At 39.3% G+C, this 14,275-nt stretch carries 6 protein-coding genes; 3 read left to right on the forward strand and 3 right to left on the reverse strand.

The features are described 5' to 3' along the window. Positions 1 to 70: 70 nt before the first annotated feature. A complete protein-coding gene (locus BW951_RS10420) occupies positions 71 to 1,297 on the reverse strand; it encodes an aminotransferase class I/II-fold pyridoxal phosphate-dependent enzyme (protein ID WP_076392484.1) in 1,227 nt (408 codons plus the stop codon). A gap of 154 nt (positions 1,298 to 1,451) precedes the next feature. Here BW951_RS10420 and BW951_RS10425 point away from each other — a divergent pair, with 154 nt between their 5' ends. Further along, positions 1,452 to 1,910, forward strand: a complete 459-nt coding sequence (locus BW951_RS10425) for an Lrp/AsnC family transcriptional regulator (protein WP_076392486.1) — start codon at positions 1,452 to 1,454, stop codon at positions 1,908 to 1,910. Positions 1,911 to 2,081: 171 nt separating this feature from the next. On the opposite strand, the gene BW951_RS10430 is transcribed toward BW951_RS10425, so the two are convergent. Then, complete coding sequence (locus BW951_RS10430) at positions 2,082 to 3,113, reverse strand: bestrophin family protein (protein WP_076392488.1); 1,032 nt, start codon at positions 3,111 to 3,113, stop codon at positions 2,082 to 2,084. A 167-nt stretch (positions 3,114 to 3,280) separates the two neighbouring features. Next, on the reverse strand, positions 3,281 to 5,353 hold the full coding sequence (locus tag BW951_RS10435; RefSeq protein ID WP_076392490.1) for an alpha-ketoacid dehydrogenase subunit alpha/beta: 2,073 nt from the start codon (positions 5,351 to 5,353) through the stop codon (positions 3,281 to 3,283). A gap of 225 nt (positions 5,354 to 5,578) precedes the next feature. Between BW951_RS10435 and dnaE the strand changes: the two genes are divergently transcribed. Beyond that, the gene (dnaE, locus tag BW951_RS10440) at positions 5,579 to 10,258 is read left to right on the forward strand and encodes a DNA polymerase III subunit alpha (protein ID WP_076392492.1); all 4,680 of its coding nucleotides are present in this window, start codon (positions 5,579 to 5,581) and stop codon (positions 10,256 to 10,258) included. Between the two features lie 286 nt (positions 10,259 to 10,544). After that, positions 10,545 to 14,201, forward strand: a complete 3,657-nt coding sequence (locus tag BW951_RS10445; RefSeq protein WP_076392494.1) for a GEVED domain-containing protein — start codon at positions 10,545 to 10,547, stop codon at positions 14,199 to 14,201. Positions 14,202 to 14,275 lie beyond the last annotated feature (74 nt).

Here is a 14,275-nt window from a genome sequence, read left to right on the forward strand (position 1 = left end):
AATATCTTTTATAACATTTTCGGTAAAAAAGACAAAAGCTGTCGAATCAACAACAGCTTTTTTACAATAATTAGGATATGGAGATGGTTTCATGGCTGAGAACACCTGTTTTTAGCATGCATTCTCTCATCTTTTCATACGTTCGTTCGATGTCGTGATCCAGACCTATTGAGAATCTGATCAGTCCATCGGAAATTCCCATCGCAGCACGTTCTTCCTCCGGGATTTCAGAAGAAGTGGAGCTTCCTGAGCATGAGAATAAAGTTTTATAAAAGCCTAAACTTACCGCAAGATAACCTAAGTTTTCCTGCTGCATCAGTTCCATCAGTTCATTGGCTTTGTCTGTGGTTCGAGCGTCTAAAGTCAGCAAACCACCAAATCCGTACTCTTCGTGCATCATCGTTTTCATCAGTTCGTGGTTTTTATGAGATTTTAATCCGGGATAAGAGACACGCAATCCGTCTTCTTCAAATCTTTGTGCAAGATACATTGCGTTATAACTGTGCTGTTTCATTCTGATGTGCAGCGTTCTGAGATTTTTAAGAATACTTGCAGAACGAAGACTGTCCATCGTAGGTCCCAACAACATACATGCTCCGTTATTCACGTTTTTCGTATCGTTAATGAATTCCTGAGTTCCGCAGTAAACTCCGCCTACAGTATCGCTGCTTCCGTTGATAAATTTCGTTAAAGAATGGATCACGATATCTGCGCCCAAAAGCTTTGGCGAAATAGAGAGAGGAGAGAACGTATTGTCTACGATCAGTTTCAGATTATGTCTTTTACAGATTTCAGAGAGTTTTCTCAGGTCAGCAACTTCCAGAAGCGGATTGCTTACACTTTCACAGTAGATGATTTTTGTGTTTTCAGTAATTGAATTTTCAACAGATTCAAAATTATTGATGTCTACAAACGTCGTCTGAATATTAAATGGCGGAAGAAAATTTTTCATAAAAGCATACGTTCCGCCGTAGATTGTTCTGCTCGAGATAATATGATCTCCGCTTTTGCAGACCTGCATCAGAACAGATGTAATCGCTCCCATTCCCGATGCGGTTACGTTTGCTGCTTCTGTATTTTCAAGTTTTGCCAAAGCCTGTGCAAGATACAGATTCATCGGAGAAGAATGTCTTGAATACAAATAACATCCTTCCGCATTTCCTTCGAAAGTATCAAACATGGTTTTCGCAGAAAGAAAAGTGTAGGTAGAACTGTCGGAAATCGATGGGTTTACTCCGCCAAATTCACCAAAATATTGCAAATCCTGTATTTCGTTGGCTGCATTAAAGTCGTTCATATTGTTTAAGTTTTTATGCTATAAATATGAATAACCTCCTGAACTATTACAACAGAAATTTAAATTATTAGAATTTAAATCTAGTAAAATGCTAATCAATAGAAAAAAAGTTTATTATATTTGATTGTAATAAACTTTTGACTAAAATTTATCTATGAATTTTGATGAAACGGATAAAAAACTGCTCCTTTTTTTGCAGGAAGATGCCAAACAAACCACCAAAGAACTGTCTCATAAGCTTGGTTTGTCGGTAACGGCTGTTTATGAACGCATTCGGAAACTCGAAAATACAGGAGTGATTTCAAAATATGTTGCCATTCTGGACAGGAATAAAATCCACCGCAATTTTATTGTGCTTTGCCATATCAAACTCGCTCAGCATAAAAAAGAATACGTCCTGCAGTTCGAAAAAGAAGTCATGAATTTAGAAGAGGTCACAGAATGCTTCCATGTAAGTGGTGATTACGATTATATCTTAAAAATCGGGGTAAAAGATATGGAAGACTACCGCAATTTTATGCTCACAAAACTTACCACATTGCAGCATATTGCAAGTACTCATAGTTCGTTTATGATCTCTGAAGTGAAGAATACAACCGCAATTGTTTTGTAGAGAAAAAAGTCTTTTTTAGGAGCTATTTCCCGCTTTCCGCACTCGCTATTTTCGTGATCTAGGGTTGCGGCGGCTTTGCCGCCGCAACCCTAGATCACGAAAATGAGCTCAGACAAAGCTGCAATCGGGGCTAAACTGCGGTCTTACGATCAATATAAACTTATAATTACATTAAACCAAAACTCCATTCTTAGAAGCAATAGGATCAGGCAAATCCGTTTCTCCGGTCATTTGCAGAAGATCAATTTCAATTGTTCGGCAGATCGAAAGCATCGGAATATCAAACATCAGACCTTCAAAAGGATTTTCAGAATAATCTCCTACCAGTTCCATGATAATATAAATCCAGCCAATCGTAATACAGAACGGAATAGAAGCCCATATTCCCCAGTCTCCTAACTTCGCAAATTCACTCACCAAACCTAAAGGAAGAAGCATAATGAAGATGATATTAAAAACAAAAGCAGTACTTGCAAACTGTCTCGGCAAAGGAAATTTTTTAATCCTTTCCGCCTGTCCCTGCAGCGTATAAAATTCATTAAGACAATCCTGCAGTTGCTTTTGGTTGAAGTCTGAAATAACGTTCATGTTTTTAAGCTCATTAACATCTTTCGACTGTTGAGCGATAAGGTAAGTCGCAAAATTTTTATATTGAGACTGCAATTCCGTTTCCTCTTCAGACAAATATTTGTTCAGAAAAATAGGCGTTCTCCCGTAATCCGGAAATCCTGCCTTTATCAGTCGGTTTCTCTTATGATCCACATTTTTAAACTGATCTTCTTCCACTTTGATATGTTCCCACTCTGTAGGAATCAGAAGCTGTTCCCTTAATTGATACAGCCATGCAATATGACGGAAAACGATTTTTTTCCTGCGGTCTTCCAGATCAGGCTTTCCTGTTTCTTCATTGGAAGTATTGAAAGCGTACACCATCGATCCGAGCATTCTGCTGGAATTAACGATTCCGCCCCAAATTTTTCGTGCCTCCCACAACCTGTCATACGCCTGATTATTTTTAAAACCAACTAAGAACGCTTCCGCAGTACCAATCAACGCAACCGGAACCCAGGGAATCGTCATCCACTGCCAGTTGAAAAAATGAAAAAGAACCGCAATCAGGGTACACCAGATAGAAATCATAATAAGATGAAATCCTGATAAATTGAGAACCTGCCTGTAATTGACGTATTTTGTTGTAATCATATTTGTGCAATCTAATTTAAAGTCAGCAAAAGACTAAGCAAAACAGATACCATATTTTTGAAACAGAATTTAAAAAACCTTTTGCTAACAGTACATAAATATAAGAAATTAAGACACAAAAAAACCTCTAAAAAAATTAGAGGCTTACATTTTTATTTTAAACTGAATTAATATTTCAGCATGTCTTCAATTTTATTGGAAAGTTTTTCCGCATTCGGAAGCATTTCCTTTTCAAGCACCAAGTTAATAGGAACGGCAGGAACATCCAGAGAACCCATAGTTTCTACCGGTGCATCAAGATATTTAAAGCAGTTTTTCGAAATTCTGTGTGCGAAAGCTTCCGCAAAAGAATTATTCAATTGCTCTTCTGTTAAAACAATACATTTTCCATGCGCTTTTACTCTCTCAAAAACCAGTTCTTCATCCAGAGGAGTTAAAGTTCTTAAATCGATAACCTCAACTCTTCCGTTGAAATTTTTCGCTGCTTCTTTTGCCCAGTAAACGCCCATTCCGTAAGTAACAACCAATAAAGTCCTGCCTTTTTCGGTTTCTTCCTTATCCGCTTCAATAATTACTTTTCCTTTTCCGAAAGGCAATATATAATCTTCCGCAGGTTCAATGGTTTTTGCATCTTCCGTTCCCGGAACCTTGCTCCAGTACAAACCTTTATGCTCAAGCATCACCACAGGATTCGGATCGTAATAAGCTGCTTTTAATAAACCTTTGAAATCTGCCGCATTGCTCGGATAAGCAATTTTAATCCCTTTGATATTTGCTAAAATACTTTCAACACTTCCGCTGTGATAAGGACCGCCGCCGCCGTAAGCTCCGATCGGAACACGGATGATATTGCTTACAGGGAATTTCCCCTGACTTAAATAGCTCGATTTTGAAATTTCTGTAATTAACTGATTGATCCCCGGATAAATATAATCCGCAAACTGCACTTCAACAATCGGTTTTAATCCTACTGCGCTCATTCCCGCTGTAGAACCAATGATATAAGCTTCCTGAATCGCGGTATTGAAAACCCTTTTGCTTCCGAATTTTTTTCCTAATGTTACCGTCTCACGGAAAACCCCTCCGATTCTTTCCCCAACATCCTGTCCGTATAACAAAGCTTCCGGATGTTTCCACATCAATTCCTGAATGGCATGAATCGCAGCATCTACCATCACAATTTTTTCTCCACCTTCAGGTTCTCTGGTTCCAACCTCTTCCGTAATCGGAGTTGGCGCGAAAACATGATTCATTACACTTTCAGGCTTCGGATCTTCTGCGTTTTTAGCCTTTTCAAAAGCTTCTTCAGCTTCAAGACGGGCTTTTTTCGTAATTTGTTTTAATAATTCTTCATCAACTCCGGATTCGATCAAATGATTTCTTAGAATATTTCCCGGATCCTTCGCTCTGTGTTTGGTTAGATCTTCCTCGTCTCTGTAAAACTCTCTTCGTACTCCGGATGTGTGGTGACCGATGAGAACAGTTTTGGCACAAACCACCAAAGGTTTTCTTTCTGTTCTTACAAAATCCACCGCTTTTTTCATTACCTCAAAGCTTTCAATGAAATCTGTTCCGTCCACTCTCATTCTGCTTAAGCCCGTAAAACCGGCTACAAAATCATAAACATCACACGTTCTTGCTTCCTCTTTGGTTACAGAAATTCCCCATTCGTTATCCTGAACAAGGAAAATAATAGGTAACTGATGTAAAGCGGCAAACTGTAAAGCCTCACTTACTTCACCTTCCGTTACAGAATTATCTCCCAGACTGCAAACCACCACCGGATTGTTTTCAAAATCCTGCAATTCAAAATCCTGAATATATTTAATTCCCTGCGCAACTCCCGTTGTAGGAATGGTCTGCATTCCTGTCGCGGAACTCTGGTGAATAATTTTAGGTTTATTTTCGTCCCTGCTTGAAGGGTGAGAGTAGTAAGATCTACCTCCGGAAAAAGGATCGTCGGCTTTTGCCAGTAACTGAAGCATCAACTGATAAGGTTCAAAACCAATCCCGAGAAGTATACTTTCGTCCCGGTAATAAGGAGAAACCCAGTCTTCTTTTTTTAACTGATAAGCTGTTGCCAACTGAATGGCTTCATGACCTCTTGATGTACTATGAACATATTTACAGACATTTCTGTTTTCTTCATAAATATCCGCCATTGCTTTGGCAAGCATCATATGGTTATAAGCCTTGAGTAATATATCTTGAGAAACCTTTTCGTGAAGTGTATTTTCCATAGAAAGCAAAGATAAACAAAAAATCAAAATACTAACAATCGTTAGTGTTTTTGGGTAATTCAATGACTTCCAGGGTTTTTGAGGGGTGATTTAATTAAAAAAACAGATTTATCCCAACCGGATATGCATACCATGATTCATCAGCATTTATAAAAACTAATTCCAAAAGACAAAAAATTAAAGTAACTTTACATTCTCTTTTTTAATAAAAGCTAGAAAAATTACATGTATTTAGTTTTTGACACAGAAACCACAGGTTTACCGAAGAATTTCAACGCTCCGCTTTCAGATTCAGATAACTGGCCAAGAATGGTGCAGATTGCGTGGCAGTTGCATGAAGATGACGGAACATTAATTGAAAATCAGGATTATATTATAAAACCGGAAGGGTATGATATTCCCTTCAATGCCGCGAGAATTCACGGGATCACTACAAAAATCGCCAATGAAGAAGGTCGTGATCTCGAAGAAATTTTAAATGAATTTTCTAAAGTTTTAGAAAAAGTAAGAGTGGTTTCCGGACACAATGTGGAATTCGATTACAACATTGTGGGAGCCGAATTTTACCGTAAAAATATTAAAGACAACCTTCAGGAAAAGCCAAAAGCCGATACCATGATTCTGGGAACAGATTTCTGTCAGTTGGGAGGCGGAAAAGGAGGAAGGTACAAAGCTCCGAAGCTGGAAGAGCTTTACGAAAAATTATACGGTCATAAATTTGATGAAGCCCACAACGCAGCAGCCGACGTAAATGCCACGGCGCAGGTTTTCTTCGAAATGATGAGAATCGGGGTGATTCCTGCGGAAGTTTTAAAAGTTTCCGAGGACCAGCTTGCGTATTTTAAAACGCTGTATCCTGATCCGATAAAGCCCTTTAATATTGTTATCAGAAGGCAGGTTGCGGATTTTCACAACAAGAAAAAACAGCAGGATATAGGAAGTATTGAAGAGATCGATCTCGGAAAATATTTCAACTTCGATAACCACAGTGTTTTCTCAACTTTAACAGCTACTACAAGCATCAACGATTTAATTAAAAAAGCGAGTGATGATAACTTTCCCGCCGTCGGAATGGTGGATCTGGGAAATATGATGGGTGCTTTTAAATTTGTTACGGCGGTAGAGGGCGCCAATGGCGACCGTGCGAAAAAGCATAAAGAATACCTCGCTAAAAAACAGGAAGCAGAAGAAAAAGGCGAAGAATTTAATGAGCCGGAACCGGTTTCAGAACCTCTGATTCCTGTGGTGGGATGTGAATTTTATATTTCAGACCGTTATGAGCAGAAGCAGTTTACCAAAGATGATCCCGATAGAAGAACTCAGGTTGTCTTATTGGCTAAAGATTTTAACGGATATAAAAATTTAGCCAAACTATCCAGTATCGGATTTCTTAAAGGATTTTATTTTGGAGTTCCGAGGATCAGCCGGGAATTGATTGCCGAATATAAAGAGGGAGTTATTGCCCTAACTTCGGGAATTCACGGAGATATTCCGGATGCCATTTTAAATACGGGTGAACAGAAAGGGGAGGAGCTTTTCAGATGGTGGAAAGATACTTTCGGAGAAGACTTTTATGTCCAGATCCAGAACCACAAACTGCCGGAAGAAGAGCATTTAAATGATGTTTTATTACATTTTGCAGATAAATATAATGTTAAAATTTTAGCGCAGAATGAAACGTTCTATACCAATAAAGACGATTCTAACATTCAGGATATTGTAAGCTGCATCAAAGACGGAGAAAAGCTTTCTACACCTGTAGGAAAAGGTTTTGGAAAGAGGAGAGGACTTGCAACCGGAGAATATTACATGAAAACAGCGGATGAAATCAAGGAAGCATTTTTGGCTTATCCCGATGCATTCGATGCATATGAAGAATTTTTTGCGAAGTTCAAACCTTACACGCTGAAAAGAGATGTTCTCCTTCCTAAATTCGATATTCCGGAAGAATTTATTCATCCCGAAGACGATATTGATGGCGGAAAACGTGGTGAGATGGCCTATCTTACCTATTTGACGTACGAAGGGGCAAAAAGAAGATATGTTGATACCGGAATTACAGATGAGATAAAAGAACGTCTGGATTTCGAACTGGAAGTTATTGCCAATACAGGATATCCCGGTTACTTTTTGATTGTTCAGGATTTCTGTAACGAAGCCCGTAAAATGGGCGTTTGGGTAGGTCCTGGTCGTGGTTCTGCGGCAGGTTCTGCAGTAGCGTACTGTATCGGAATTACGAATGTTGACCCTATTAAATATGATCTCCTTTTCGAGAGATTCCTGAATCCGGAAAGGGTTTCCATGCCCGATATTGATATCGACTTTGATGATGAAGGACGTGATAAAATCATCAAATGGGTGGTTGATAAATACGGAAAAACACAGGTTGCCCAGATTATTACCTACTCGGTTCTGGGAGGGAAATCTGCGATTAAAGATGCGGGAAGGGTTTTGGATGTTCCGATTCCGGACACGAATAATATTGCAAAATTAATTCCTTCCACACCGGGAATGAATATTGCGAAAGCTTTAGCAAAATACGATAAATTAAAACCTGAAGAACAACAGCTTGTTGACGAAATGCGCTACGTTCTCGACAGCCCGAATGATGCGCGTCACGGTGTTTTGGCGAGTGCTAAAAAAATGGAAGGCTGCATCAGAAATACGGGGATTCACGCTTGTGGGGTTATCATTACACCGGAAGATGTAAGTAATCTGGTTCCGGTAACCATTGCGGCAAAAGATGCCGATATTCTGGTTTCGCAGTTTGATAACTCGGTGGCAGAAAGTGCGGGGCTTCTGAAAATGGACTTTTTAGGTCTGAGAACTTTAACCATCATCAAGGATGCTTTAAAACTTGTAAAAGCAAGGCATGGAGTGGATATCGATCCCGATCTTATTCCGCTTGATGATACAAAAACCTATCAGTTGTTTAAAGAGGGAAGAACAGTCGGGATTTTCCAGTACGAAAGTCCCGGAATGCAAAAGTACATGAGAGAGCTGAAACCTACGGTTTTTGCCGATCTTATTGCCATGAATGCATTGTACCGTCCCGGTCCGATAAAATATATCCCGAATTTCATCAACAGAAAGCACGGAATTGAAGAAATCGTCTACGATTTACCGGAAACAGAGGAATATTTAAAAGAAACCTACGGAATTACGGTCTATCAGGAGCAGGTAATGCTTTTATCCCAGAAACTGGCAAATTTCACGAAAGGCGAAGCCGACACTTTGAGAAAAGCGATGGGTAAAAAGCAGATCGACGTTCTTAATAAAATGTACCCGAAATTCATCGAAGGCGGAAGAAAAAATAACCTCAACGAAGAACGTTTAGAGAAAATCTGGAACGACTGGAAAGCCTTTGCAGAATATGCCTTCAACAAGTCTCACTCTACGTGTTATGCATTTATTGCGTATCAGACCGCTTATCTGAAAGCCAATTATCCGGCAGAATATATGGCGAGTGTGATGAGTAACAACATTAACAACACCGATTCTATCACCATGTTCATGGAAGACTGTAAAAGTATGGGTGTTGATGTTTTGGGACCGGATGTAAATGAATCTCAATACAAATTCTCGGTAAACGAAAAAGGACAGATCCGTTTTGGTCTGGGAGCCATTAAAGGTATTGGTGAAGGTCCGAGTGAAGCCATTACAAGAGAAAGACAGAACGGAAGATTTAAAAATATCTATGATTTCTTCGAAAGAATTCTGCCTTCACAAATGAATAAAAGAGTGGCGGAAAGTTTGGTTTTGGCAGGAGCTTTTGATGAACTTGACAATTTCCACAGAGGTCAGTATTTCGATATCGATATGGCGGGAAGAACCAATCTGGAAAGACTGATCCGTTACGGACAAAGCTTTCAGGAAAGTAAAAATGAAATGGAACATTCTCTTTTCGCAGATTTTGCAGAGGAAGTTCAGATCGAGCAGCCCAAGCTGCCTCCGTGTCCGGAATGGCCGAATATGCATAAGCTGAATAAAGAAAAAGAAACCATCGGATTCTATCTTTCTGCGCATCCTTTAGATGAATTTAAATACCAGTTCCAGTTTATACAGGGAAGCCTTTCCAAAAAATCTGTTCTGGAAAAAGAAGATGAATCGAAAATTGTAATTGATGAGGTTCCGATCTTAGAGCAGGACGTTCCGGAAGATGTATCTGAACTTGCGGAAATTGTTTCCGATGATGTGATTGCGGGTGAAGAAGAGGAGCTCATTGAAGAAGTCACCAAAAAAGCAGAACCAAAAGGTGTTTTCCACTTCCTGAATCTTGATGAGGTAGATGCATATAAAGAACAGGCTTTTGCGAATAAGCAGGAAGAATTATTCGAAGAGAAGAAAAAAGACTGGAAAACATTACAGAAAGAAAGAGAAAACGGCGGTGGCGGAAAAGAATACACTGTTGCCGGTCTGATTACCGAATATGTGGTAAAAGATGGCTTCAGAAGCGGAGAAAAAGTGGCTTTTGTAACGCTGGAAGATTATTCCGGTTCCTATTCTTTCCGACTGGGAGATCGTGATTATATGAAATTGAAAGAAAAGCTTGAGGTTCAGCGGTTTGTAATTTTCAAGATTAAATTTGCTCAGGTAAAAGACGGAAGGGTTTTTGTGAATGTTACAGACGTTATTGAGCTTCAAGAAGCTTTTGAAAGGTTTGCGAAAAGTATTTCCTTGGTGATGGATGTGATGGATTTCCGACCGGAAGATCTTAACTTCTTCAGAAAAGTTTTAGAAAGAAATCAGGGAAATCAGAAGCTGAAATTTTATCTCAAAAATGTGGAAGAAGATTCGAAGGTAGAGCATCTTGAAGTGCAGTCGATGAAACATTCCGTAAATCTCAGCGGAGAGCTGATTAAAGAAATTCAGTTATTAAATAAATATGAATTTTATCTGAATTAAGTAATTTCAAAACCTGATTTTTATAAATTTAAAGTGATTATAAAGCGGCTAAATCCTGCTTGTAATCACTTTTTTATTTTTATGATAGTCTAAAAAACAATCTTGTTTTGTAAGATTATTTTGCTGACTTACAATTGTTTATCATTTAGCTTGTTAAAATTATATGAATATTTAGTTTTAATTGATAAATTTTTACTTTTCTGTATTAATAGATAATGAATTGATATTTTTTATAATATTTAATGAATAATTTTTATATTTTTACCGCCCTTAATTTTATTGATATATGAAGAAAATTCTACTCACGTGTTTGCTTGCCTTAGGATCGGCAACGTTTGCACAGGTGGGGCCGCCTCAGGCAACCAATCCGAATACCAATAACGGCTACGGATTTACGCAGACCTCGGGAACCTACACACCACTTTCAGCCTCCAGAACAGTTTGGCAGTCGGGAGCCACCTTAGGAACGGATGCTGTTTCTGCTGCAATTAGTTTACCGTCAGCTTTTAAATTCAATGGTAAATCTTATAATGCTGTTTACCTTAGCAATAATGGTTTTGTAACCCTTGGAACACCTGCTTTGGCAGCTACTTACACAGGGCTTTCTACAGATACTACGACTCCTTACGAAGGTGCATTTGCCGGTTTTGCAGTCAATCTTAAAAATGCCAATACTGCAACTTCGGAAATTTCCTACGAAACAGTTGGTTCTAAATTTATAGTCCAGTTTAAAGATCTTCAGGGAAGTACAGCATCTGCTGCGCAGCTTCTTAATTTTCAGATTCAGTTTGATTTAACTTCTAATAACGTAAGCATTGTCTACGGAAATTGTGTTTCCGGTACTGCAGTCTTAACGGGACAGGTCGGAATAAGAGGATCAGAAGCTTCTGATACCAACAACAGAGTAGGAACAGACTGGACGGCAACTTCCATAGGAACAGGAAGTACAGATTCCGTTACTTTAGGAACTACCAATTCTACAACTGTACCTGCTTCTGGTCTTACGTTTACTTATTCTCCGGGAACATGGATTGCAGCTCCTGTAAATTACGCTTCTATTCCTTTTACCGAAAGTTTCAGTACGTGGGAAAACGGAAATTCAATTGGAGATCTTCCTAATGCCGGTTATTGGAGAACCTGGCCTTCAAGAGGAGATAATTCATGGAGAGCAAGTGACATTACAGTAAGTGGTTACGCAAGTACAACAGGATGGACAAGTTTAGGCGGAAACGTTGCTGTTGCAGCACCGGGTGTAGCTCCGGCAGCAAGATTCCATTCGTACAATACGATCAATGCTTCAGGATACATGGATTTGTATATCAATTTATCTTCAGGAACAGGATCGAGGCTTTTGTCTTACGATTATCAGAATACTTCAGGAACTGATGTTTTAAAAGTTTTGGTTTCTACGGATGGCGGAAACACTTTCAATCAGGTGGGTTCTACTCAGGGGATTTCTGCTTCATGGGCTACCAAATATGCAGATTTGGGAACGAGCAGTCCGACCGCGATTGTAAGATTTATGGCTACAGGAGATAACGGAAGCAACGATATTTATATTGATAATGTAAATATTTCTGTCATTCCTTGTATGTTCCCGGATTCTGTAACTCCCGGAACAACTACGTCTACAACAGCCCCGGTAAACTGGGCGATGGCAAATCCTGCACCTGCATTTGATATTTATTACAGTACGACCAATACAGCACCTACTGCTGCAACAACGCCCAATGTTGTGGGAGCAACAGGTTTAACGTATACAATAACCAATTTAACGCCGAGTACAACTTATTATGTTTGGGTAAGATCCCGTTGTTCTGCTTCAGAGCAGAGTTCTTGGGTTTCAGGATCTTCTTTTACGACGAAAACTTTCTGTCCTACAGTTTCTGCGCCTTCTTCGGCGGCAACAGGAGTTTCCGTAACGCCTGCATTTACATGGACGGCAAATCCGGAAGCTACAGGATACAGATTATCTGTGGGAACCACTTCAGGAGGAACTGATGTTTTAAATAATTTGAATGTTGGAAATGTATCAACATATACTTTACCGACAGAATTAACTTATAACACAAAGTATTATTATACGGTTAATGCCTATAATGCTACGATTTCATCAACAGGATGTACAGAAAGAACATTTACTACACTTTCTATCTGTCCTGCACAGTCTGCGCCTGCAGCATCTGCTATTAATGTTCCGCTTACGCTTACCTTTACATGGACGGCTTCTTCCTCGTCTGCAGTTACAGGCTACAAGCTGAGAATAGGAACAACGCCGGGCGGGAATGATGTGCTTAATAATTTTGATGTAGGAAATGTAACTACATACACATTGCCAACTTCTCTCAATTACAGTACGGTATATTATTGGTCTGTAGGAGCATATACGGCAACTCAAAACTCTTTAAACTGTACAGAGAGAAGCTTTACAACTGTTTGCCCGGCTGTAACCTCTCTTCCGGTATTTGAAAATTTCGATACCACATCTACAGGAAGCAGCAGCAATACAAATGCGCCTACCTGCTGGAGATATTTGGAACCGTCATCTTGGACTGGATATGGCTATGTAAATACATCGTATAATTCTTCTGCTCCAAATGGCTACTATTTATATAATGATACAGCTACTACAGCAGGAGGAATGTTGGTTTCCCCACAAATTACACCCCTTTCAAACGGAGCAAACAGAGTTCGTTTCATGGCTGCGGGAGGATCTTCAGGCTATACGCTTCAGGTGGGAACGTTAAGCAATCCTGCTGATGCTTCTACTTTTACGCAGATCAGTGCGGTTACTTTAACATCAACTATGGCTCAGTATACGGTAAATATTCCGGCGGGAACAGATCAGTATCTTGCGTTCAGACACGGTGTAGGAGGAACTTACAGAGGTATTGGAATTGATGATATTAATATTCAGCCTATTCCAAGCTGCGATAATCCGACATTAATTACCGTAGCATCCACTTCAGCTAACGGAGCTGCGATTAGCTGGACGGCACCTTCTTCTACGGTTGGAGTAGGGTATGATGTCTATTACAGTACCACCAATACACCACCGACAGCGACAACTGTTTTAAATGCTTCAAATTCTGTAAGTACAAGTGGAACGGGTACAACTGCTAACCTGACAGGATTAACCAGTGATACCTTCTACTACGTATGGGCAAGAGCTAAATGTACTGCGACTGATAACAGTGCATGGGAAGGCGGAACAAGATTTTATACAAGCAATTACTGTACTCCTGCAACTTCTAATCAGAATTCATGGATCAGCTCATTTACATCCACGACAGCGAATACCAATATGGCTTACAGTTCTGCAACGGCAAACAGCGCAGCAACCTTTGGGTATAAGAATCTGATGAGCTCAAATAATATTTCCATTACAAAATCTGCGTCTAATACGGTTATTCCTATTTCGATAACAGCGGGAGGACCTACGGTTGGGGTTGCTGTATGGGTAGATTTAAATCAGAATAATGTTTTTGATACTTCCGAAAAACTGTTTGCAACAACAAATTATACTACAACGACAAGCGGTGCAACACTTACCATCCCTGCAAATACATCTGTAGGAACTTACAGAATGAGGGTTTTGATCAATTACAACAACAGTGCACCAACGGATCCTTGTTTAGGTTTCTCAAGGGGAGAAATTATTGATTATTCACTCATTGTAACCGCTCCGCTTGCCACAAACGAATTGTCTGGTACGAAGAACGAAATTAAAGTATATCCGAATCCTTTTACAGATATTTTGAATATATCGGATATTTCTAATGTAAAAACTGTTTATGTAACAGATATTGCGGGAAGATTGGTAAAAACTATAACCAATCCTGAATCATCAATTCATTTAAATGAATTGAAAGAAGGAATGTACTTAATTACTTTTGATATGAAAGACGGATCTAAACAAACCTTTAAAGCGATTAAGAGGTAATTCCGTTCATTATACCAATCAATAAATTATAGAGACTTCCAATTTGGATAGTCTCTATTTTTTTTGAGAAATCT

It is taken from the genome of Chryseobacterium gambrini (assembly GCF_900156825.1).
Taxonomy (GTDB): domain Bacteria; phylum Bacteroidota; class Bacteroidia; order Flavobacteriales; family Weeksellaceae; genus Chryseobacterium; species Chryseobacterium gambrini.

Excerpts from the sequence above, each read along its gene's own strand:
- BW951_RS10435 (WP_076392490.1), bottom strand. The coding sequence starts at position 5,353 with ATGGAAAATACACTTCACGAAAAGGTTTCTCAAGATATATTACTCAAG.
- dnaE (WP_076392492.1), top strand. The coding sequence starts at position 5,579 with ATGTATTTAGTTTTTGACACAGAAACCACAGGTTTACCGAAGAATTTC.
- BW951_RS10425 (WP_076392486.1), top strand. The coding sequence starts at position 1,452 with ATGAATTTTGATGAAACGGATAAAAAACTGCTCCTTTTTTTGCAGGAA.
- BW951_RS10430 (WP_076392488.1), bottom strand. The coding sequence starts at position 3,113 with ATGATTACAACAAAATACGTCAATTACAGGCAGGTTCTCAATTTATCA.
- BW951_RS10420 (WP_076392484.1), bottom strand. The coding sequence starts at position 1,297 with ATGAACGACTTTAATGCAGCCAACGAAATACAGGATTTGCAATATTTT.
- BW951_RS10445 (WP_076392494.1), top strand. The coding sequence starts at position 10,545 with ATGAAGAAAATTCTACTCACGTGTTTGCTTGCCTTAGGATCGGCAACG.